This window comes from Streptomyces sp. NBC_01190 (assembly GCF_045039895.1).
GTDB lineage: Bacteria > Actinomycetota > Actinomycetes > Streptomycetales > Streptomycetaceae > Actinacidiphila.
Genome location: NZ_CP108580.1, coordinates 2,244,830 through 2,268,885 on the forward strand (window position 1 = coordinate 2,244,830; position 24,056 = coordinate 2,268,885).

Sequence of the window (24,056 nt, forward strand, 5' to 3'; positions counted from 1 at the left end):
TCCGGCACCACCGGCTCCCGGCACCGGGCAGCCCGTCAGCACCCCACGAATCGGCAGAGGGCAGGAAGATGGCAGGCGAGGACAGACTCCGCGAATATCTGAGGAAGGCCACGGTCGACCTGGGTGACACCCGGCGCAAGCTGGCCGAGGTCCAGGCACAGACGCACGAGCCGATCGCAGTCGTCGGCATGTCGTGCCGCTTCCCCGGCGCCGGCTCGGTCGACGCCTACTGGGACCTGCTGGAGCAGGGCAGGTCCGCGGTCCTCGACGAGGTGCCGGACGGCCGTTTCGACCTCGCCCCGCACGTCGAGAGGGACGGCGTCTACACCACGCGCGGCGCCTTCCTCGACGACGTGGCCGGCTGGGACGCGCGGTTCTTCGGCAGCTCGCCGCAGGAGGCGCTGCGGATGGACCCGCAGCAGCGGCTGCTGATGGAGCTGACCTGGGAGGCGCTGGAGGACGCGGGCACGCCGCCGCCGAGCCTGGCCGGCAGCCGCACCGGGGTGATGATCGGCTTCTCCGACATCCTCCAGTACCTGCGGATCGAGAAGGAGCGGGAAGGGGACAAGGTGCTCACCGACCCCTACGCGGGTCAGGGCGCATCCGCCAGCGTCGTCGCCGGCCGGCTGGCCTACCACTACGACCTGCGCGGCCCGGCCCTGACCCTGGACACCGCCTGCTCCTCCTCGCTGGTCGCGGTCCACCTCGCCGGCAGCGCGCTGCGCCGCGGCGAGTGCGACCTCGCGGTGGCCGGCGGCGCCTTCCTGCTGCTGCACACCGACATGTACGTCAACGCCTGCGCCACCTCGATGCTGGCCCCCGACGGGCTGTGCAAGACCTTCGACGCGCGCGCCGACGGCTACGTGCTCGGCGAGGGCGCCGGGGTGGTCATCCTGGAGCGGCTCTCCGACGCGGTCCGCCGCGGCCACCGGGTGCACGCGGTCATCCGCGGCACCGCAGTCAACCAGGACGGCCGCAGCAACGGTCTGACCGCGCCGAGCCGCGGCGCCCAGGCGGACGTCATCCGCCGCGCGGTGGCCGCCGCGGGGGCCGTCCCCGACGACATCGCCTACGTCGAGGCGCACGGCTCCGGCACCAAGCTCGGCGACGCCATCGAACTGGGCGCGCTCACCGACGTGTTCGGACGCCGCAGTGAGGAACGGCCGCTGCACGTCGGCGCGGTGAAGACCAACATCGGGCACACCCAGGCCGCGGCGGGGATGGCCGGGCTGATCAAGGCGGTGCTCGCGGTCAAGCACCGCACGGTGCCGCGCAACCTCAACATGACCGACCCCGCCGAGACCGCCCTCGCCGCGGGCGCGGTCCGCCCGGCCGACGCGGCGCGTCCGCTCCCGGCCGACGAGACGCTGCCGCAGCTCGTCGGTGTCAGCTCCTTCGGCTGGTGCGGCACCAACGCCCACGTGGTGCTGGCCGCACCGGAATCCGCGCCGGCCGGGACGGACCCGGCGGCCGGGCCGGGCACGCCGACCGCAGAAGCCGTGCGAGCGGCCGAGGTCGCGGCCGAACTGCTGCCGGTCTCCGCCGCCGACGACGGCGGGCTCACCGAGCGGCTGGCCGCGCTGGCCGACACCGCCGGGCGCACCGGTCTCGACGACCTCGCGCACACCCTGCAAAGCGGCCGCGCGGCGCTGGAGTTCCGGCGCGCGGTGGTCGCCGCCGACGCCGCGGACGCGGCCGCCGCGCTGGCCGCGGCCGCGCGGGCACCCGGGGTCCGTACCGTCAAGGGCCGCCCCAAGCTCGCCTATCTGCTGCCCGGCACCGGCGACCACTACCGGGGCATGGCCCGCGACCTGTACCGCACCGAACCGGCGTTCGCCGAGGCCGTCGACACCTGCCTGGCCATCGCCGAGGAGCGCTGCGGCGTCGATCTGCGCGAGACGCTGCTCGGCGAGCCCGAGCCGGCCAAGGACGGCGCGGGAACGGGCTTCCTGGCCCGGCCGGACAGCGGAGCCGACCCGGCGGACGACCCGGACAGCCACGCCGAGATCGCCCACCTGTCGCTCTTCACCGTCGAGTACGCGCTGGCCGGGCTGCTGGCCCGGTACGGCGTCCGGCCGGACCTGCTGATCGGCTACAGCCTCGGCGAGTACGTCGCCGCGACGCTGGCCGGCGTCTTCGAACTGCCGGACGCCCTGTGGCTGGTGGCCCGGCGGGCCCGGCTGATCGAGGCGGCGCCGGCCGGCCGGATGCTGGCGGTGGCCGCAGACGCCGACCGGGTCCGCGCCGAACTGGCCGCCTGCGGCGCCCGGGTGGACATCGCCGCCGTCAACGGCCCGGCCATGACCGTGGTCAGCGGCGCCCCGGACGCGGTCGGCGCCGCCGCCCGCCACCTGGCCGAACAGGGCCTCGCCGCCCGCCAGTTGCGCTCCGCCCACCCCTTCCACTCGGAGCTGCTCGCCCCGGCCCGTGACGAACTGGCCGCCGCCGTCGCCGCCGTGACCCGGCGCGCCCCGGGCGTCCCGGTCATCTCCAACGTCACCGGCGCCCCGCTCACCGCCGAGCAGGCCACCGACCCCGCTTACTGGGCCGGCCACCTGACCAGCCCGGTGCGGTTCGCCGACGGTCTGGCGGCCTGCGCCGACCAGGGCGTCGACGGGTACGTCGAGCTGGGCCCCGCCCAGACCCTGGGCGGCCTGCTCCGGCAGAACGACCGCAGCGGCGCCAACCCGACCGTGCTCGGCACCATCCCCGCGCAGTGGGCGGCCGGCGGCCCCACCGACGGCCGCACCCGACTGCTGGAGACCTGCGGCCGGCTCTGGGAACTCGGCGTCGACCTCGACTGGGCCTCGCTGCGCGGCGGCCGCCCCGGACGGCTGGCGGAACTGCCCGCCTACCCCTTCCAGCGCACCCGCTACTGGCCGCGCACCGGCCAGGCGGCGGCCGGCGCCCACGGCGCCACCGCGGCGGCCGGCGCCCTGGAGCCCGCCGACCTCTGCTACGCGCCCGCCTGGCAGCAGGACGTCACCCTGCCCGCGCCGACCGCATCCGAATCCGCCGCCCCGCTGCTGGTGTTCACCGACGGCGAGCCCGGCGACGGCGTCGGAAGCCGGCTGGCCGATCTGGCCGCGGCCGGCGGCGCCCCGGTCACCGAAGTCGTCCCCGGCGCCGCCTGGCGGCGCGAGGGACGGCGGGTGGTCATCGACCCGGCCGACCCCGAGCACTACCGCCGGGTCGTCGCGGAGGCGCTGACCGCCGGCGCGGGACCGCTGCGCGTCGCCCACCTGTGGAGCCTGCGCGACCCGGCCGCCACCCCCCTGTTCGCCGACGACGCGGAACTGGTCGTGGCGGTCCGCCTGGGCTTCGACAGCCTGCTGCTGACCCTCCAGGCGCTCGCCTCGGCCGCGGCCGAGCGCGGGGTGCGGCTGCTGACCGTGACCGCGGGCGCCGCGCAGGTGCACGGCGGCGACTGCACGGCGCCGGACCGGGCCCTGGCCCACGGCCTCGCCCGGATCGCCCACGCCGAGCAGCCCGGCACCTCCTGGCGCGGGATCGACCTGGACCCGTCGGCGCCGGCCGGCGACTCGGCCGCCCAGCTCGCCGAGGAGATCGGCCACCGCTCCTGGGAGCCCGCCGACCCGGCCACCGTCCCGGCGCTGATCGCCTGGCGCCGCGGCCGCCGCCTGCTCAAGGACTGGCGCCTGGTGCCGCTGCCGGCCACCGACGCCGCCCCCTTCCCGGTACGCCCCGACGGCGCGTATCTGATCACCGGCGGCACCCGCGGCCTCGGCCTCGGGCTGGCCAGGGAACTCGTCCGCTCCGGCGCGCGCAAACTGGCCCTGGTCGGCCGGACCGACCTGCGCGCCGCGGCGGCGGCCGACCCCGAGGGGCGGGCCGCGCGAAGTCTGCGCGACATCGCCGCGCTGGAGACCGCGGGCGCCGAGGTGCTGCTGCTGACCGCCGACACCGGAGTGCCGGACGACCTGCGGCGCGCGCTGCGGGCCGGGCGGGAGCGGTTCGGCGCGCTGACCGGCGTCCTGCACGCGGCCGGCGTGCCGGCCGGCGGTATGGCGGTACGGATCACCCCCGGGACCGCCCGCGGCGTGCTCGCCCCCAAGGTGTTCGCCATGGGCCCGCTCGCCGAACTCGTCGGCCCGCGGACCCCGGCGGCCGACCGGCCGGAGCTGCTCGTCCTGTACTCCTCCGCGGTCAGCGTCTTCGGCGGCCTCGGCGAGGGCGACTACAGCGCCGCCAACACGGTGCTGGACGCCTACGGCGCGGCTCTGGCCGACTCCGCCGCGCCCACCACCCGGGTGCTGAGCGTCGCCTGGGGCCCCTGGCAGCACGACGACTGGCAGGCCGAGGCCGCCGGCGGCGCGCTGGCCGAGCGGGTCCGCGAGCACCGCGCCGCATACGGCTTCACCGAGGCCGGCGGCAACGCGCTGCTCGGCAGGCTGGCCGGCGCGGCGCGCGGCAGCCTGCTGGCGGTGCGGATGCCGATGGCCGAGGGCCTGCGCGCGTGGGCGGAACTGACCGACCTGGAGGCCCTGGTCGCGGCGGGCGCCCCCGCCGACAGCGGGCAGCCCCGTTTCCCGCGGCCCCTGCTGCGTACCGAGTACGCGGCCCCGCGCGGCGAACTGGAGACGGTCATCGCCGAGAGCTGGGGCCGGCACCTCGGCATCGACGGCATCGGTGTGCACGACCCGTTCTTCGACCTGGGCGGCAACTCCCTGGTCGGCATGGCGATGGTCGCCGACATCGAGAAGCGGCTCGACCGCCGGATCGCCCCGGCCGTCCTGTTCGAACACCCCACCGTCGCCGCCTTCGCGGCGGCACTCGACGGCGGTCCGGAACGGACCGCCACCACAGCACGCGACTCCGGCCTCGCCCGGGGCGAGAGAAGGCGCCGCGCCCGCGGCGCCCAGCCTTCCACCACCCGGAACTAGGAGGACGGACCCATGCCGCGCATACCCACCGAGGTGTCACCGATGGACATCGCCATCGTCGGTCTCGCCGGGCGATTCCCCGGCGCCACCGACGCGACGGAGCTGTGGTCCGCGCTCCGCGACGGCCGCTCGGGCATCACCCGCTTCACCGATGAGCAGTTGCGCGCCGCCGGCGTGCCCGACGAGCTGATCGACGACCCCGCCTACGTCAAGGCGGCCGCGGTGATCGACGGGATCGACCGCTTCGACGCCGACTTCTTCGGGATCAACCCGAAGGAGGCGCAGATCCTCGACCCGCAGCACCGGCTCTTCCTGGAGCACAGCTGGCACGCCCTGGAGGACGCGGGCTGCGACCCGGCGAGCTTCGACGGCTCGATCGGCGTCTTCGCCGGCTGCGCGATCAGCACCTACCTGACGCGCAACGTGGCGCCGTCCGGGATCGGCCGCAGTGTCGGCGAACTGACCGTCGGGCTGGCCAACGACAAGGACTCGCTGACGCTGCGGGTCGCCCACACCCTGGGTCTGTCCGGACCCGCCTACGGCATCCAGAGCTACTGCTCGACCTCCCTGGTCGCGGTCTGCGCGGCCGCCACCAGCCTGGCGAGCTTCGAGTGCGACCTGGCGCTGGCCGGCGGCGCCGCGATCGCGGTCCCCGACGACACCGGCTACCTCTACCAGCCGGGCGGCATCAGCTCCCCCGACGGCGAGTGCCGGGCCTTCGACGCCGCCGGCCGGGGCAGCCTGGTGGGCAACGGCGTCGGCGTGGTCGCGCTGCGCCGCCTGGTCGACGCGCTCGCCGACGGCGACCAGGTCTACGCGGTGATCCGCGGCTGGGCCGTCAACAACGACGCGGGCCGCAAGGTCGGCTTCACCGCGCCGGGCGTCAGCGGCCAGGCCGAGGTCATCGCCGAGGCGCTCGCCGCCACCGGTCTCGAACCGGAGGACATCGACTACGTCGAGGCGCACGGCACCGGCACCGCCCTCGGCGACGCGGCCGAACTCGCCGCGCTCCAGCAGGTGTTCGGCGGCACGGAGGTGCTGATCGGCTCGGTCAAGACCAACCTCGGCCACCTCGACCGCGCGGCCGGCGTGACCGGTCTGATCAAGACCGCCCTGTCGCTGCACCACGGCGAGATCCCGGCGACCCGCAACTACACCGCGCCCAACCCGCAACTGGAGTCCGGCGACGCGCGGCTGACGGTCCTCACCGAGCGGCACCCGTGGCCGCGCGGCGAGCGCCCGCGCCGCGCCGGGGTCAGCGCCTTCGGCATCGGCGGCACCAACGCCCACGTGATCCTGGAGGAGGCCCCGCCGGTCGCCGCCCGCAGCGCCGGCTCCGCCCGCCGCGGCGAACTGCTGGTGTGGTCCGCGCGCACCGCGGCCGCCGCCGACGAGGCCACCGTCAACCTGGCCGCCCACCTGGACACCATGGACGACACGGACACCGCGGTCGGCGCCGGCCTCTCGGATGTCGCCTACACCCTGCAAAGCGGCCGCCGGCTCTTCAGCCACCGGCGCGCCCTGGTCGCCGACTCGCTGACCGGCGCGGCCCGCGAGCTGCGCGCCGGGTCCGCCCTCGGGCGGTCCGACGGCACCACCGGCCGGCCCGTCGTCTTCCTGCTGACCGGAGCCGGGGCGCCCTATTCCGCCGCCGCGGCCGAACTCTACGAGACCGAGCCGGCCTTCCGCGCCGCGCTCGACGACTGCCGCGCCGCCGCCCAGGCCGTCGGCGGAGCGCCGCTGGCCGGGCTGCTCACCCCCGACCGGGCCGGCCGCCCCGACCAGGACGGCCACCGCGCCTTCGCCTTCGGATACGCGCTCGCCACCCTCTTCCGCTCCTGGGGCATCGAGCCGGACGCCCTGCTCGGGCACGGTGTCGGCGAGTACGTCGCCGGCTGCCTGGCCGGGGTCTTCTCCCTCCAGGACGCGGTCGCGCTGCTGCACCGGCGCACGCGGCCCGAAGGAGCGGCGCTGACCGACCTGGCCGCCGGCGGGATCGGCTTCGCCGCCCCAGGTCCTGCCCTGCTCTCCGCCGCGGCCGGCGGCCGGCTCACCGCGGCCGAGGCGACCGACCCCGCGCACTGGACCGTGCGGCTGGCCGGCGCGCCCGCCGACCCCGGCGGCGCGCTCGGCGCGCTGCGGGAGCTCGGCGACCACGCCCTGCTGGAGATCGGTGACGGCGGACTCGGCGTCCTCGCGGACCTCGGCGGCGAGCAGGCGGACCTGTTGGTCCCGGCGCTGCCCGGCGGCGACGACCCGCGCGAGGCGGGCACCGTGCTCACCGAGGCGGTGGGCCGGCTCTGGCTGACCGGCGTGGACGTGGACTGGGCCGGCTACCAGAACGGCCGCGACGTCCTGCGGACGAAGCTGCCCGGATACCCCTTCCAGCGCTCCCGCTACTGGATCGACGCGCCCGCCGCCCCCGCGGCCGAACTCCCGGCCGCCGGCCGGACGCGGGCCGCCATCGCCGCCGCCGGCACTGAAGCCGGCACCGAGGCCGCGGCGCCGGGCGCCGAAGAGGGCTCCGAGGAGCACGTGCGGGTGATGACCCGCGTGTGGAGCCCGGAGGAGACCGACGCCGACGGCGCGGACCCGGGCGCGGCCACCGGTCGCTTCCTGCTGTACGCCGACGCCGCCGGGACCGCCGACGCGCTCGCCGAGAAGCTGCGCGGCGCGGGCGCCGAGGCCGTCACCGTCGCACCGAGCGGAGCGCGGGACGCGGCGGAGCCGGAACTGGTGCCCGGCGACGGGCCGCTGACCGTGGTGGTGCTCTCCGCGCTGGACGCGGACGGGCCGGACGCGGACCCCGCGGCGGCCGTCCTCGGGGTCTCCCGCACCCTCGCGGTCTGGGGCGACCACGCCGGGACCGGCGGGATCGTCGTGGTCACCCGCGGCGGCCAGCGCGTCACGGCCGCCGAGCCGTCCCGGCCGGCGCAGGCCGCGGTCGCCGTACTGCCGATCGTGGCCGGCCAGGAGTACCCGGGCCTGGACGCCCGCGGCATCGACCTCGACCCCGCCGACGACCCGGCGCGCGCCGCCGAGCGGCTCGCCGCCGAACTGGCCGTCACCGACGGCCAGGTGCTCACCGCCCTCCGCGCCGGCCGCCGCCACACCCCCCGCTACCGGCCGGTCGACGCCCCGGCGCCGCACGGCGCGGCCGCCTCGGACACCGACGGGTCGGCGGTGGTCCGCCCCGGCGCGGGCTACCTCGTCACCGGAGGTCTCGGCGACGTGGGCCTGATGGTGGCGGAGCACCTGATCCGCGGCGGCGCCGGGCGCGTGGTACTGGCCGGCCGCACCGGACTGCCGGCCGACCCCGCCGACCCCCGCCGCCAGGCGGTCGTCCGGCTGCGGGCGCTCGGCGCTGACGTACAGGCCCCGAAGCTGGACATCACCGACGCGGCCGCCGTGCGCGAACTGCTCGGCGCCGAGAGCTTCGACGGCCTGGTGCACGCCGCCGCCGACACCGCCGAGGACACCTTCCTGCCGCTCGGCGCCCTCCAGGAGGGCACCGTCGCACGGCACTTCCACGCCAAGTACGAGGGCGCGCGGGTGCTGCGCGCCGCGGTCGCCGCACTCCCCGCGGACCGCGCGCCGCGCTGGGGCCTGCTGTTCTCCTCCACCTCCGCGCACCTGGGCGGACTGGCCTTCGGCAGTTACGCGGCGGCCAACGCCGCGCTGGCCGAGCTCGCGGGTCCCGGCACCGACGGCGGGCCGACCCGGTGGACCTCGGCCGCCTGGGACACCTGGGCGCCGACCCTGGCCAAGGTCGACGCCAGGACGGGCGCGTCGATGGCCGCGCACGCGATGACCGCCGAGCAGTCGCTGGCCGCCCTGGACCGGGTCGTGACGCAGCCGCTGCCGGCCGTGGTCGTGGTGGCGGGCGGCCTGGCCGGCCGGCTCCCGAGCCGTCCCCAGCCGGTCGCCGCGGCCCCGGCCGGTACGGCGCCGGTGGCCTCCTTCCCCCGGCCCGACCTGCCGCAGCCGTACATGACGCCGCTGACCGCCACGGAGCGCGAGCTGTGCGCGCTGTGGACCGAGACCCTCGGCGTCGAGCCGGTCGGCACCCGCGACAACTTCTTCGATCTGGGCGGCAGTTCGCTCTTCGCCCTCCAGATGCTGGCCACCGTCAAGTCCCGCTTCGGGGTGACGGTGCCGACCGTCACGCTCTTCGAGGCGCCGACCGTGCACCGGCTGGCCGCCGTCCTGGACCAGCAGCGGTCCGGGGCTCCCGCGGCGCGGGCCACGGACCGGTCCGCGGCTCGGGACGTCCAGGCGGCCGCCCCGGCCGCCACCCGGACCCCGGCACCGCTGCCGGCCCCGGCCCCGCGCCCTGCGGTCAGCACCATCCCCACCACCCCCGTCATCCGCGCCACCCCCGCCGCTCCCGTCCAGGCGGCACCCGCACCCGCCGTCGGGGAGCCGCAGCCGCTCGCGGCCCCGGCCCACGACCTCACCGGCGAGTCCGGCCCCGAGCTCGACCGCCGGATCGCCATCGTCGGTATGGCGGGCCGCTTCCCCGGCGCCGGCGACGTGGCCGGCTTCTGGCGGAACCTCTGCGAGGGCGTGGAGTCCATCAGGTTCTTCACCCCGGAGGAGCTGATCGAGGCCGGCGTCGACCCGGATTTGGTCGACGACCCGGAGTACGTGCCCGCCCGCGCCGTGCTGGACGACATCAGCGGCTTCGACGCCGGCTTCTTCGGGATGAGCCCGCGGATGGCCGCGCTCACCGACCCGCAGCAGCGGCTCTTCCTCGAGGTCTGCTGGGAGGGCCTGGAGCACGCCGGGTACGCCAACGAGGCCTACCGGGACCGGATCGGCGTCTTCGGCGGCTCCAACCTCAGCACCTACCTGTTCGGCATGACCGCGCAGCTCGCCGCGGGCGACATCAGCCCGTACGAGATCATCATGAGCAACGACAAGGACGCGCTGACCACCTCCGTCTCCTACCTGTTCGACCTGCGGGGCCCCAGTGTCGCGGTGCAGACCTTCTGCTCCACCTCGCTGGTCGGCGTCCACCTGGCCGTGCAGAGCCTGCGGTCCGGCGAGTGCGAGATGGCCCTGGCCGGCGGCGTGTCCATCAGCGTCCCCGACCGGGTCGGCCACCGCCGCCAGCAGGGCGGCATGGAGTCGCACGACGGCCATGTGCGCACCTTCGACGCGCAGGCCAGCGGCTCGATGTTCGGCGACGGCGCGACGGTCGTCGTGCTCAAGCGGCTCTCCGACGCGCTGCGCGACGGCGACACCGTGCACGCGGTCATCCGCGGCTCGGCGATCAACAACGACGGCGCCCTGAAGGTCGGTTACACCGCGCCCAGCGTCGCCGGGCAGGCCCGGGTGGTGCAGGACGCGATGGCCGACGCGCGGGTGAGCCCGCAGGACATCGGCTACGTCGAGGCGCACGGAACCGCCACCCCGATCGGCGACCCGATCGAGGTCACCGCGCTGAGCCGGGCGTTCGGCGCCGCGGGCGGCCCCGGCAGCATCCCGATCGGCGCGGTGAAGACCAACATCGGCCACCTCAACCACGCGTCAGGAACCGCCGGCCTGATCAAGACGGCGCTGACCGTACGCGAGCGGATGGTCCCGGCCACCCTCCACTTCACCGCCCCCAACCCGCAGATCGACTTCGCCGACAGCCCCTTCTACGTCAACACCCGGCTGACCGAGTGGCCGGTCCAGGACGGCAGGCCCCGCATCGCCGGTCTCAACTCGCTCGGCATGGGAGGCACCAACGTGCACGTCGTCGTCGAAGAGCCGCCGGCCCGCCGCGGCGGCCCCGACACCCCGCAGGGCGGCCGGCGCCACCACTTCCTGCCGGTCTCGGCCCGTACCTCCGACGCCGCGGACGAGGCCGTCCGCAACCTCGGCGACCACCTCGCCGCGACCTCCGGTGCCGCCGTCGCCGATGTCGCCTACACCCTCCAGGTCGGCCGCAAGACCTTCGAGCACCGCCGTACCGCCGTCGTCTCCGGCGGCGAGCACGCCGCCGCCGCCCTGACCGGCCGCGACGACACCCCGGTGGCGGCCCGGGTGGAGACCGCGCAGGGCCGCCCGGTGGCCTTCCTCTTCGCCGGGGTCGGCGAGCAGTATCCGGGCCTGGTCGGCGACCTCTACCGGCACGAGCCGGTCTTCCGCGCCGAACTCGACCGCTGCCTCGACCTGTTGGCCCGGCACCTGCCGGACGTCGACCTCATGGGGCTGCTGACCGGGGACCGCCCGGGCGGCGGCATGGACCTGGCGGCACTGCTGGGCCGGGCGGCCACCGCTTCCGACGACCGGGCCGCGGAGCTGGAGCGCACCGAGATCGTCCAGCCGCTGCTCTTCGCGGTGGACCACGCCCTCGCCTCGACGCTGATGGCGTGGGGCGCGAAGCCCGCGCTGATGCTGGGCTACAGCCTCGGCGAGTACGTCGCGGCCTGCCTGGCCGGGGTGCTCTCGCTGGAGGACGCGACCGCGCTGGTGGTCCACCGGGCCCGGCTGATCTCCGGCATGGAGCCGGGCGCGATGGCCGCGGTCCCGCTCGATCCCGCGCAACTCGGCGACCGCTACGAGCTGGAGGCGCGCGGCCTGGACATCGCCGCCGTCAACGGCCCGCAGACCGTCGTGGTGGCCGGTCCCGCGGAGGCGCTGGCCGGCCTCGTCGCCGACCTGGAGCGCGACGGCGTACCCAGCCGCGCGCTGCGCACCACGCACGCGTTCCACTCCCGGATGCTCGCCCCGATCGCCGACGAGCTGACCTCGTGGGTGGCGGAGAACATCCGGCTCAACCCGCCGCGACTGCCGTACCTGTCCAACGTCACCGGCGGTGTCGCCGACGCCAGGCTGGTGCGGGATCCCGCCTACTGGGCCGAGCACATGTGCCGGCCGGTGCGGTTCGCGGCGGCCGTCGAGACACTGCTGGCCGACGCCGAGCTGGCGATGGTGGAGATCGGCCCCGGCCAGTCGCTCGGCGCGATGGTGCGCGGCGCGGGCTGCCCGCCGCAGCGCTGGCCGATGATCACCGCCACGCTGCCGGCGCAGAGCGACCCGCGCCCGGCCGACCAGGTGCTCACCGAGGCCGTGTCGCGGCTCTGGCTGACCGGCGTCGACCTGGACTGGGCGGCCTACAACGGCCGTTCGCCGCACACCGCGGCCCAGCACGGGGCCGCCGTGCCCGGCCGGGTGCCGCTGCCCACCTACCCCTTCCAGCGGCAGCGCTACTGGATCGAGCAGACCCCGCTGATCGGCGCCAAGCCGGCCGCGCCGCAGGCCCTCACCGCGCCGGGCAAGCCCGGCGTGCCGGCCACCTTCGAGGACATCGACCGGGTGCCCAAACTGCCCGAGGAGCAATGGGTCTGGCAGCCGGTGTGGCGGCAGACCGCCGCCCCCGCGACCGCCGGGCAACAACCCGGGAGCTGGCTCGTCTACGCCGACGGATCCGGCGCCGAAGCGGTGCTCGACGCACTGGTCGAGGCGGCGGCGGCCGACGGGGCGACCGTCACCGCGGTCCGTCCCGGCGATGGCTGGAGCGCGGACACCAGGACCGGCTACACCGTACGGCCCGGCAACGCCGGCGACGCGCAGGCCGTCCTGCGCGACCTGCGCAAGCGCGGGCTCGGCCTGGAGCGGGTGGTCCATCTGTGGACACTGTCGCAGCGGCCGGGCGGCACCGGCGAGGCGATCGCGCTCGGCCTGAACACCCTGGTGGCGCTGGCCCGCGCGGCCGGCGAACTGGGCTCCGGGGACTGGCAGTTGGACATGGTCACCGCGGGCGCCCACCAGGTGCTCGACGGCTCCGAGGCACGGCCGGACGCCGCCATGCTCATCGGCCCGACGCTCGTGGTGCCGCTGGAGTACCCGAACGTCACCACCCGGCTGCTCGACGTCGAGCCGGACACCCCGGCCGCCGCGATCGTGGCCGAACTGCGCCGGCCGCGTACCGACGCGGCGGTCGCCCTGCGCGGCAACCGGCGCTGGCTGTGCGGCTACGACCTGCTGCCGGTCGTCGACGACGAGACGGCCGCGGCGGTCCTGCGCGACCGCGGGGTCTATCTGATCACCGGCGGTCTGGGCGGTATCGGCCTGGGCATGGCCGAACACCTGGCACGGCAGTGCCATGCCCGGCTGGTGCTCTTCGGCCGCCGGGGACTGCCGCCGCGCGACCGCTGGGCGGCCATCGCCGCCGGCACGGAACCGGCCGACGAGGCCCTGCGGACCCGGGTGAGCCGTGTGCTCGGCCTGGTCGAACTCGGCGCGGAGGTCGAGATCGTCACGGGCGACGTGTCGAGCGTGCCGGACGTCCGGCGGGCGATCGACCTGGCCGAGGAGCGTTTCGGCGCGCTGCACGGCGTCCTGCACACCGCCGGCGTGCCCGGAACAGGGCTGATCCAGTTCAAGGAGGCCGACGACTCCGAGCTCGTCCTCGCGCCCAAAGTTGCCGGTGTGCTGGCACTGGACGAGGCGCTCCGGATCGGGCAGTCTGATGAGACGGCACTGGACTTCCTGGTGCTGTTCTCCTCGATCACCGCGGCCACCGGCGGCGGCCCGGGCCAGGTCGACTACTGCGCGGGCAACGCCTACCTCGACGGTTACGCCGCCCAGCAGGCCGCTACCGGCCGCCGGGTCCTGTCGGTCGACTGGGGCGAGTGGACCTGGAACGCCTGGGACTCGGGCCTGTCGGGTTACGACGAGGGACTCCAGGCCTTCTTCCGCTCGCACCGCGAGGCCTTCGGCATCACCTTCGCGGAGGGCTGGCGCTCGCTGCTGCGGGCCCTGGCCTCCGGTGAGTCGCGGGTCGTGGTCTCCACGCAGGACCTGCCGACCATGGTCAGCTACAGCACCGGCTTCACCGTCGAGGCCGTGATGGCCCCGGCCGGCGGCGGCTCCGGCCAGGCCGACCGGCACCCGCGGCCCGAGCTGCTCACCCCCTACCGCGAGCCGTCAGGACCCGCCGAGGAGCGCCTGGCCGAGGTGTGGGGCGACATGCTCAAGCTCGAACGGGTCGGCGCCCGCGACAACTTCTTCGAACTCGGCGGCAACTCGCTGCTCGGCATCGCGCTGCTCGCGGCGCTGCGCCGGACCTTCCAGGACGCCGAACTCCCCCCGCACATCCTCTACGAGGCCCCGACGGTCGAGGCCCTCGCCAGGATCGTGGACGCCCCCGCCGCGGACGCGGCGCCCGTGCCCGTGCCCGAGCCCGACGGCCAGGAGCAGGCGCGCCTGCGCCGGTCAGGACTCAAGACCGCGGCCCGGCGGCGGGGCCGGAGCTGAACCCCCGCGCCGGCGGGAGCGATCCCGCCGGCGCGGCTCCCCAGCAACGCCACCAGTACAGCCACCAGCACAGCCACCCGTACATCCACCAGGGAATCGGAGAGATCATGACCGTCGTAGGAGTTGTCGGTGCCGGGGTCATGGGCATCGGAGTCGCGCACAATCTGGCCCAGTCCGGTTACGAGACCGTGCTCGTCGACATCGACGAGCAGATCCTCACCGACGCCAAGGCGGCCATCAGCCGCAACTGCCGGCTGAGCCGGCTGATGGGCGGCCCGGCCCTGGACCCCGACGAGATCCTGGGCCGGATCACCACCGCGGTCGGGGTCGAGGCCCTCGCCAAGGCCGACTTCGTGATCGAGAACGTCACCGAGAACTGGGACGTCAAGCGGGCGGTGCACGCCGAACTCGACCGGGTGCTCAGCCCGGAGGCGGTGGTGATCGTCAACACCTCCGCCATCCCGATCACCCGGGTCGCCGCGGTCGGCACCCACCCGGAGCGGGTCGTCGGGGTGCACTTCATGAACCCCGTCCCCGCCAAGCCGGTGGTGGAGCTGATCCCCGGCTTCCACACCGCCCAGGAGACGGTCGAGGTCACCCGGCAGCTGCTCAGCGGCATGGGCAAGAAGGCGGTGGACGTCAAGGACGCCTCCGGCTTCGTCTCCAACCGGGTGCTGATGCTCACCGTCAACGAAGCCGCCTTCCTCGTCCACGAGGGCGTCGCCACCGCGGAGTCGGTGGACGAGGTGTTCCGCGGGTGCTTCGGGCACCCGATGGGTCCGCTGGAGACCGCCGACCTGATCGGCGTCGACACGATCCTCTACAGCGTCGAAGTGCTCTACGAGCACTACGCCGACAGCAAGTACCGGCCCTGCCCGCTGCTCAAGCAGATGACGGACGCCGGACTGCACGGCCGCAAGAGCGGCCGTGGCTTCTACACCTACGACAACAAGGGATGACGACCATGTCCGAGAACACCACCGCCCAGACCACCATCCTCTCCTTCATCGAGGCCCGCTTCCCGCAGGCCAGCATCAGCACCGACCAGGACATCTTCTCGCTCGGCTACATCAACTCGCTCTTCGCGATGGAGCTGGTGATGTTCATCGAGAAGACCTTCGGCCTCGCCATCCCCAACGACGAGCTGCGCATCGACAACTTCCGCACCGTCGAGGCCATGGCGGACCTCGTCGCCCGCCGGAGCGTTCCCGTCTCCGTCGACTGAGGAGCCCTACCATGACGAGCTTGACCACGGCGCCGCGTCCAGCGGCGCCGGCAAGGCCCCGGATCGACCGGGAGTCGGTACGCGCGTTCGTCGACACGCACATCATGCCGGTGGCGGACGCGTACGACCGGCGGGGAGCTGTCCCCGAGGAATTGCAGGAGCGGATCGGCGAGGCGGGCCTGTGGGCCCCCTTCCTGCCGGCCGCACTGGGCGGCCAGGACCTTGACCTGGTGACGCTCGGCCAGGTGCACGAGGAGGTGGGCCGGGGATGTTCCTCGGTCCGGTCCCTGCTCACCGTGCACACCATGCTGTCGTGGGCGCTGCTCCGCTGGGGCAGCCCCGCCCAGATCGAGCAGTGGGCGCCGTCGCTCGCCGACGGCCGGGTGCGCGGCGCGTTCTGCCTGTCGGAGCCGGCCGGCGGCGGCAGTGACACCGCCGGCATCCGTACCACCGCCGTCGCGCACCAGGACGGCTGGCGGCTCAGCGGCCGCAAGAAATGGATCACCGGCGGCCAGCGGGCGGACCTGTTCCTGGTGTTCGCCCGCACCGAGTCCAGCGTGATCGCCCTGCTCGTACCGCGCCGGTCACCCGGCGTGCGGGTGATCCCGGTGGAGGACGTGCTCGGCACCCGTGCGTCGCTGATCGCCGAGCTGGAGTTCGACGACGTACGACTCGGCCCCGACGCGCTGCTGGGGCCCAGCTCCTTCGCCTCCGGCATGGTGCTCAGCGGCACCCTGGACCTGGGCCGCTTCTCGGTGGCCTCGGGTTCGGTCGGCATCGTCCAGGCCTGTCTGGAGGCGTCGGCGTTCTACACCGCGCAGCGCACGGTCGGTGGCAGCAAGCTGCGCGAACTCCAGCTCATCCGGGCGAAGTTGTCGGACATGGTCACCGACGTCCGGGCGGCCAGACTGCTGTGCCACCAGGCCGGGGTGCTCAAGGACGCCGGGGACCCGGCGACCATCATGGCCACCTGGGTGGCGAAGTACTTCGCGTCCACCGCGGCGGCCCGGCACTCCACGGAGGCCGTACAGATCCACGGCGCCAACGGCATGAGCGCGGAGTTCCCGGTCGCACGGCTGTACCGGGACGCGAAGGTCATGGAAATCATCGAGGGCAGCAACGAGATCCAGCGGATCACGATCGCTGACGAGGCATACCGGGAGTGGGCACTGTGAGCACGCTGACGCAACCGCCGGCCACCGCGCCGGCCCCCCGTCCGGCGTCCCCGCCGGACGGGCCGTACCGCAAGCCCGCGCAGGGCAAGATCAAGTGCGTGGTCTGGGACCTGGACAACACCCTGTGGGACGGGGTGCTGCTGGAGGACGCCGAGGTCACCGTGCGCCCCGGTGTGGTGGCGCACATCCGCCGGCTGGACGCCCTGGGCGTCCTGCACTCGGTGGCGAGCAAGAACGACCACGACACGGCGATCGCGAAACTGCGCGAACTGGGCCTGGCGGACCTCTTCCTCTACCCGCGGATCGGCTGGAACCCCAAGTCGCAGTCGGTCAAGGAGATCTCCGCCAAACTCAACCTGGGCCTGGACGCGTTCGCCTTCGTGGACGACCAGGACTTCGAGCTGGCCGAGATGGAGTTCTCGCTCCCCGAGGTCACCCGGGTGAACGCCGCCGACATCGACACCGAGCTGGTCAGGACCGAGTTCCGGCCGCGGTTCGTCTCGGACGAGTCGGCGCAGCGCCGCCACATGTACCACAGCCAGCTCGCCCGGGACGAGATCGAGAGCGAGTTCGTCGGCACCAACGAGGAGTTCCTGGCCAGCCTGGGCATGACCTTCACCATCGCCCCGGCCGCCCGCGAGGACCTCCAGCGCGCCGAGGAACTCACCATCCGCACCAACCAGCTCAACTCCACCGGCCGGACCTACTCCTACGACGAGCTGGACGAACTCCGCGAATCGCCCGACCACCTGCTGCTGGTGGCCACCCTCACCGACCGGTTCGGCTCCTACGGCAAGATCGGTCTGGCGCTGGTGGAGACCGGCCAGCCGGACTGGCAGCTCCACATGATGCTGATGTCGTGCCGGGTGATGTCCCGCGGGGTCGGCTCGGTGCTGCTCAGCCACATCATGGAGCGCGCCAGGACGGCCGGCTCGGGACTGCGCGCCGACTTCGTGGAGACCGGCCGCAACCGGATGATGCAGATCACCTACGCCTTCAGCGGCTTCCGCGAGGTGGCCAGGGAGGGCGACCGGCTGGTGCTCCGCGCCGACCTGGAGCAGATCCAGCCGCTGCCCGGCTACGTCGAGGTCCAGGTGACGCCGTGACGACCGTGCTGGAAGCGGTGGCGGCGCCCGCCGCCTCCTGGCTGCCCTTCGGCGAGCAGCCGGGCTGCGCCGGCCTGCGGCTGTACTGCCTGCCGCACGCCGGGGGTTCGGCCTCGGCGTACCGCTCGTGGTTCGGGAAGCTGGGCCCGGTGTCGGTGCGCCCGGTCCAGCCTCCCGGCCGGGAGACCCGGCTGCGCGAGACGCCGTACGACCGGATGGACAAGCTGGTGCCGGACCTCGCGGACGCCGTACTGGCCGACACCTCCCCCACCGGGGAGACGCGGCCGTACGCGGTCTACGGGCACAGCCTGGGGGCGCTGGTCGGCTTCGAACTGGTGCGGGAGATCCGCCGCCGCGGCGGGCCGCTGCCGGTGCACCTGTTCGTGTCCGGCTGCGCCGCGCCCGGCTCGCCCGACGACGGCGAGCCCCCGGTGGCGGGGATGACGCAGGATCAGGTCGTGGCGCTGCTGCGGCGGATCGGCGGCACCCCGGAGTGGATGCTCGGCGACCCGACCGTGCTGCGGATGATCCTGCCGCCGTTCCGCGCGGACTTCACCGTCCGTGACTCCTACGTGTACCGGCCGCAGCCCCCGCTGGAGGTGCCCATCACCGCGCTGGCCGCCACCGACGACCCGCGCGCCGGCACCGCGGACGTGGCGGGGTGGCGCGACCAGACCACCGGCCGCTTCGCGTCGTACACCCTGACCGGCGGGCACTTCGCGGTGCTGGAACAGGCCGCGGTCACCCACCGGTACATCGACCGGGCGCTGCGCGGCAGTTGGGGCCCGCGGGTCCCGGGTCTGCCCGGAACCCACGTTCGGGAGGCATCAGTTGCTCACCACTGACCCCGTGCGCCGGCCGGCGCCCCCGGGCCGACCGCGAAGGGAGGGAGGGACCCGGCCGGCGGTGACCGCGGAGTCCGCGGTCACCGCGGGCCGGACCCTCACCGACTGGTTCCGGCGCGGCCTGGCCCTCGACCCCCGGGCCGAGGCGCTGCGCGTCGGCCCGGCCGCCGTGGACTACCAGGAGCTGGAGGAGCTGGCGCTGGCGCTGGCCGGGACCGTCGTCTCGGCGGTCCCCGGCGGGCGCCCGCGGCGGGTCGGCCTGCTGGCCTCCCGCACCGTGACCGCCTACGCCGGGCTGCTGGCCGCCCAGTTCGCCGGAGCGGCCGTGGTGCCGCTGCACCCCGGCTTCCCCGCCGACCGCACCGCCCGCATGATCGCCGCCGCGGGCCTTGACGCCCTGATCGTCGACGAGCGCGGCGCGGCCGTGCTGCCCGAGCTGGCCGGCGCGCTCGACGGCGTCCCGGTGGTCGAGCGGCCGGCCGGGCCGCCGCTCGCGCACCCGCTGCCGGCGGCGCCCGACGACATCGCGTACATCCTGTTCACCTCGGGCTCGACCGGCACCCCCAAGGGCGTGCCGGTGCTGCACCGCAATGTCGACGCCTATCTGCGCTTCGTGCACGACCGGTACGGCTTCCACCGCGGGGACGTCTTCTCGCAGACCTTCGACCTCACCTTCGACCTGGCGATGTTCGACCTGTTCACCGGCTGGGGCAGCGGCGGCACCGTGGTGAGTGTGCCGCCGACCGCGTACGCCTCGCTGGAGCGGTTCGTCGCCGAGCAGGGCATCACGGTGTGGTTCTCCGCGCCGAGCCTGGTGTCGCTGCTGCGCCGGCGACCGCGGGGACTGCCCGCGGGCAGCATGCCCGGCCTTCGCTGGAGCCTGTTCTGCGGGGAGCCGCTGCTCGCGCACGACGCGGAGGACTGGGGCGGCGCGGCGCCCGGTTCGGTGGTGGAGAATCTCTACGGCCCGACCGAGCTGACCATTTCGTGCAGCGTGCACCGCTGGGACCCGCGGACCTCGCCGGGGGCTTGCGTCAACGACGTGGTGTCGATCGGCACCCTGCACCCGGGGATGCGCGCCCTGCTGCACGAGCCGTCGCCGGACGGCACCGGTGAACTGTGCGTCACCGGCGACCAGATGTTCCCCGGCTATCTCGACCCGGCCGACGACGAGGGCAGATTCCTCGACAGCGGCGGCGAACGCTGGTACCGCACCGGCGACCTGGTGCGCTACCTGCCCGGCGGCGAACTCGCCTACCTGGGCCGGCGCGACCACCAGGTGAAGATCCACGGGGTGCGGGTGGAGCTGGCCGAGATCGAATGGGCGCTGCGCAGGGTCGACGGCGTCAAGGAGGCGGTGGCCGTCGCGGTGGACGGCGAGCTGACGGCCTTCCTGCTCGGCGAGGAGCGGCCGCCCGTGGCCGTCGCCGAGGAATTGGCGGCGTTCCTGCCGCGGGCCCTGATCCCGCGCCGCTTCGTACGGGTCGGCGAATTCCCGCTCAACGCCAACCGCAAGGTGGACCGCAAGGCCCTCACCGCACGGGCCGCGGCGGCCCACCGGTGACGGCCGGCCGCCGCGGGACGGCGGAGCCGGGCGTGCCGGGGGCACGCGGCGGGCGGCCGACGCGGGAAGTCCGCGACGGCCGCCCCTGGCGGTTCGTTCACCACGCTCACCTGCGGCCTCAGCTCCCGATGACGCGGGCGAGACGCCGGACGGTGAAATGCTCCAGCAGGTCGGTCGCGGCCAGGTCGTTGGAGAAGGCCGCGCGGATGCGCGCGGCGAGCTGGACGGCGAGCAGTGAGTGGCCGCCGAGTTCCAGGAAGCCGTCGTTCGCGCCGACCTCCGCCACCCCGAGGACCGCCCCCCAGATCTCCGCGAGCGCCGCTTCCGCGCCCTCGGCGGGCTCGGCGTACGGGGTGCGCAGCCTCGGTCGCGGGTGGCGCTGCCCGTCGTCGTCGGCCCGCCGCTCGGCCGACGTGCCGTCGCCGGTGACCCACTGGGCGAGCCGCGGTGCGAGCGGCCCGGAGGAGACCACCACCTGGGCGAGCCGGTCGGCCGCGGCCAGCGCGCGCTCCAGGACGGCCAGGCCCTCCCGCGGCGCCATCTCATAGGCCTTGACCGCGGGGTTGTGGTGCGTCTCGGGACGCTCCGGGTCGATCGCCCAGGTGTCCCAGTCGACGGTGACCCAGCCGCCCTCGCCGCGCAGCCGCGCCACGCGGGCGTACGCGTCCAGCGCCGCGTTGGCCGCCGCGTAGGGGCCGAGCGCGATGCCGCCGAGCACCGTGGACAGCGAGGACAGGGTGATCCTGCGGTCCTTGGCCCGGTCGCCGAGCACCGCCTGGAGGGTGTGGAAGCCCGCCACCTTGGGGTGCAGATGGGTGGCGCGGCAGTCCCGGTCCGACAGGTGGGCGAGCGTGAACCCGCTCCGGTCCCGCGCGCCGGCCGCGTGCACCACCACGTCGATGCCGCCGAACCGCTCGTCGGCCGCCCGGACGACGGCCCGCATCGCCGCCTCGTCGCCGACGTCCGCGCCGATCGCGATCACCTCGGCGCCGTGAGCCTCCAGGTCGAGTACGTTCCTGATGTGCCGGGCCACCCGGTCGGCGCCGGACGACAGCTCCGACCACCGCTCACGCGGCGGGAGTTGAGTGCGCGAGGTCAGCACCAGACGGCAGCCGTAGCTCTCCGCCAGGTGCCGGGCCAGCGCCAGACCGATGTCGCCGAGACCGCCGGTGACCAGCACCGTCTCGCCGTCCCTGAACACCGGGCGGGCGGGGTCGGCCTCGGCCAGCGGGTACGGCTGGTAGATCCGCGCCCACAGGTCGCCGGACCGGACGGCCGACGGCCCCTGGTGCGGGCCGATGATCGCGGCCAGCGTCTGGTCGACCGCCGACGGCGTGGCGGCGCCCGCCGCGGGGTCCAGGTCGATGTGCCGGCACGACAGATGCGGGTTCTCCTGGGCGATGGTGGGGGCCAGCGCGGCGAGCGCGGCGTGCTCCGGGTGCCGCAGATCGGAGCCGGCGACGGAGGTCGCCCCGCTGGTCAGCAGGGTCAGTTCGGCTTCGGCGGGCTCGGGGTCGGCCGCGAGCGCGCCGACCAGGCCGAGCGCGGAGTGCGTCCCGAGGTCCTGCTCGGCGGTGAAGTGCGCGATGCCGTCACCCTCGGCGGAGGCCAGCGAGAAGCCGTGCACCAGGGTGCGGGGCGCGACGAACTGCCCGGCCAGCAGCTCGCGCAGATCCTCCGCGCGGTCGACGCGTACGGTGAAGTCCCCCGCCTCGTCCTGGCCGAACTCCGCGCCGGGCCTGGCCGTCACGACCTCGGCGCCGGCCACCGCCAGCCGGCGTACCAGCGCCTCGGCCCGTTCCTCGGCGGCCAGCACCAGCCAGGGGCCGGCCGCGCGCAGCCGCTCGTTCAGGTCCGCGGTGGGCAGCGGGCGCTGCTGCCACGAGGGAAGGTACGTCCACTGCGCCAGGTCGTCGACGCGGCCCTCGACCGGCGGCTTCACCCCGCGGGCCCCCGGCCGCGGCGCCACCCAGTGGCGGCTGCGGCGGAAGGGGTAGGTGGGCAGCTCGACCCGCCGGCCCCCGCCCCGGTGCAGCGCGGCCCAGTCGATCGCCGCGCCCGCCAGCCACAGCCTGCCGACGGTGGCCACCAGCCAGCGCGCGGCCGAGTCGGCGGGCGCGTCGGCGGCGACGGCGACGGTCTCGTACGGGCCGCGTCCGGTGTCCCGCTCGGCCCGGATCCGGACGCCGATCGCCCGCAGCCCCTGCGCCAGGGCTGCGGCCGGCTCCTCCCGGCCGGCGCCCTCGACCGCGCCCGGCAGCAACGAGGCCGCCGCCGCGGTCAGTTGCGACCGCCAGTGCGCGGACACGTCCTCGTCCTCGGCGTCCTCGGCCAGCAGCACCGCCGGATCGTGCCTGGTCGTCTCGCCGTCCACCCAGCGGCCGGGGTCGGCGAGCGCGGCGACCGCGTCCTGGAGGTCGTCGCAGACCACGAAGCGGCGCAGCGCGAAGTGACCGCGGGAGACCTGAAGGGTGTAGGCGACGTCGGCCGGTTCCAGCTCGGGGTGCGCCGCCAGATGGGCGCGCAGCCGCTCGGTGACCTCGTCGAGCGCGATCGGGTCGCCCGCGGAGAACGCCAGCAGGTGCGGGCCGGGCACGGGGCCGCGGTCGGTCCGCGGCGGGGCCTGCTCGATGACCACGTGCGCGTTGGTGCCGCCCATGCCGAAGGAGCTGACGCCGGCCCGGCGCGGCTCGGGTCCGGCCGGCCACGGCTCGTTCCGCGGCAGGACGGTGAAGCGGCCGCGGGCGGCGGCCAGCGCCGGGTTGGGCGTCTCGAAACCGGGGATGGCCAGCTTCACGCCGTCGCGAACGCCGAGCGCGGCCCGGATCAGGCCGGTGACGCCGGAGGCCCGGTCGAGGTGGCCGACGGTCGGCTTGGCCGAGCCCAGCACGATCGGCGTCTGCGGCGGCGTCTGGAACACCCGTGACAGCGCGGTCAGTTCGATGCCGTCGCCGAGTCCGGTGCCGGTGGCGTGGCACTCCACATAGCCGACGGACTCGGGCTTGACGTCGGCGACGTTCAGCGCGGTACGGATCACCGCGGCCTGTCCTTCGACGCCCGGCGCGCTGTAACCGACGCGCTCCTGTCCGTCGTTGTTGACCGCGGAGCCCAGGATGACCGCGTGGATCACGTCGCCGTCGGCGAGCGCGTCGGTCATCCTGCGCAGCGCGACCACGCTCACGGCCGCGCCCATCACGGTTCCGTCGGCCGCCGCGTCGAAGCTGCGGACCCTGCCGGTGGGCGAGGTGATGCCGCCCGGGTGGTACACGTACCCGGCCGGGTGCGGCAGCGGCAGGAAGGCCCCGCCGGCCAGCGCCAGGTCGCTCTCGAAGGTCAGCAGGCTCTGGCAGGCCAGGTGCACCGCGACCAGCGAGGTGGAGCAGAAGGTCTGCACACTCAGGCTGGGCCCGCGAAGGCCCAGCTTGTACGCCACCAGGCTGGTGAGCGAGTCCCGTTCGTTGCCGACCGCGACCAGCAGGCCGCCGCCGGGCTCGTCCACCACGTGCGCGACGTTGTCCAGCAGGTAGTCGGGGAACGCCGAGCCGCCGAAGACGCCGACCTGTCCCGGCGGGCCGACCGGCGGGTAGCCGGCGTTCTCCAGCGCCTCCCAGGCGCACTCCAGGAAGAGCCGGTGCTGCGGGCTCATCGTCTCGGCCTCACGCGGCGAGAAGCCGAAGGCGGCGGCGTCGAAGTCGGCGATACCGTCCACCGGACCGCCGACCCGGACGTAGTGGGGGTCGGCGGCGGCCGTCGGCGGGATGCCGGCCGCGGCCAGCTCCTCGTCGGTGATCTCGCGCAGTCCGCTCACACCGGCCAGCGTGTTGCGCCACAGCGTGGCCACGTCGGGGGCGCCGGGGAAGCGGCCGGACATGCCGACCAGGGCCACCGCGGAGTCGTACACGTCGTAGGTGTCGTCGCGATCGCCGTCGCCGTCCCCGTCCAGGACATCGGCTGTGCCGGAGGTGTCAGGTGTGCCGGGCATGGT

At 75.0% G+C, this 24,056-nt stretch carries 9 protein-coding genes; 8 read left to right on the plus strand and 1 reads right to left on the minus strand.

Features of this window, described 5'->3' with window-relative positions:
• Window positions 1-68: 68 nt before the first annotated feature.
• The 8 genes from OG519_RS09505 (at window position 69) to OG519_RS09540 (ending at window position 20,071) form a co-directional block, all read left to right on the plus strand.
• Window positions 69-4,904 (plus strand): SDR family NAD(P)-dependent oxidoreductase, encoded by a 4,836-nt coding sequence (locus OG519_RS09505; RefSeq protein WP_405581207.1) that lies wholly within the window; start codon window positions 69-71, stop codon window positions 4,902-4,904.
• A gap of 12 nt (window positions 4,905-4,916) precedes the next feature.
• A complete protein-coding gene (locus OG519_RS09510; protein ID WP_405581209.1) occupies window positions 4,917-14,156 on the plus strand; it encodes a beta-ketoacyl synthase N-terminal-like domain-containing protein in 9,240 nt (3,079 codons plus the stop codon).
• 107 nt (window positions 14,157-14,263) lie between these two features.
• Window positions 14,264-15,115 carry a 3-hydroxyacyl-CoA dehydrogenase family protein gene (locus tag OG519_RS09515; protein WP_405581212.1) on the plus strand — a complete coding sequence of 284 codons (852 nt, stop codon included), beginning with the start codon at window positions 14,264-14,266 and terminating at the stop codon, window positions 15,113-15,115.
• Between the two features lie 5 nt (window positions 15,116-15,120).
• A complete protein-coding gene (locus OG519_RS09520) occupies window positions 15,121-15,381 on the plus strand; it encodes an acyl carrier protein (RefSeq protein WP_405581215.1) in 261 nt (86 codons plus the stop codon).
• Window positions 15,382-15,392: 11 nt separating this feature from the next.
• On the plus strand, window positions 15,393-16,556 hold the full coding sequence (locus OG519_RS09525; protein WP_405581217.1) for an acyl-CoA dehydrogenase family protein: 1,164 nt from the start codon (window positions 15,393-15,395) through the stop codon (window positions 16,554-16,556).
• Complete coding sequence (locus tag OG519_RS09530) at window positions 16,553-17,662, plus strand: HAD-IIIC family phosphatase (protein WP_405581219.1); 1,110 nt, start codon at window positions 16,553-16,555, stop codon at window positions 17,660-17,662. The genes OG519_RS09525 and OG519_RS09530 overlap by 4 nt, the downstream gene beginning before the upstream one ends.
• Complete coding sequence (locus OG519_RS09535) at window positions 17,659-18,507, plus strand: thioesterase II family protein (RefSeq protein ID WP_405581222.1); 849 nt, start codon at window positions 17,659-17,661, stop codon at window positions 18,505-18,507. The genes OG519_RS09530 and OG519_RS09535 overlap by 4 nt, the downstream gene beginning before the upstream one ends.
• 61 nt (window positions 18,508-18,568) lie before the next feature.
• Window positions 18,569-20,071, plus strand: coding sequence for an AMP-binding protein (locus OG519_RS09540; RefSeq protein WP_405581225.1), 1,503 nt, complete (start codon window positions 18,569-18,571; stop codon window positions 20,069-20,071).
• Between the two features lie 118 nt (window positions 20,072-20,189).
• Here the strand turns inward: OG519_RS09540 and OG519_RS09545 are convergent, their stop codons facing one another.
• Window positions 20,190-24,053, minus strand: a complete 3,864-nt coding sequence (locus OG519_RS09545) for an SDR family NAD(P)-dependent oxidoreductase (protein WP_405581228.1) — start codon at window positions 24,051-24,053, stop codon at window positions 20,190-20,192.
• Between the last annotated feature and the right edge of the window lie 3 nt (window positions 24,054-24,056).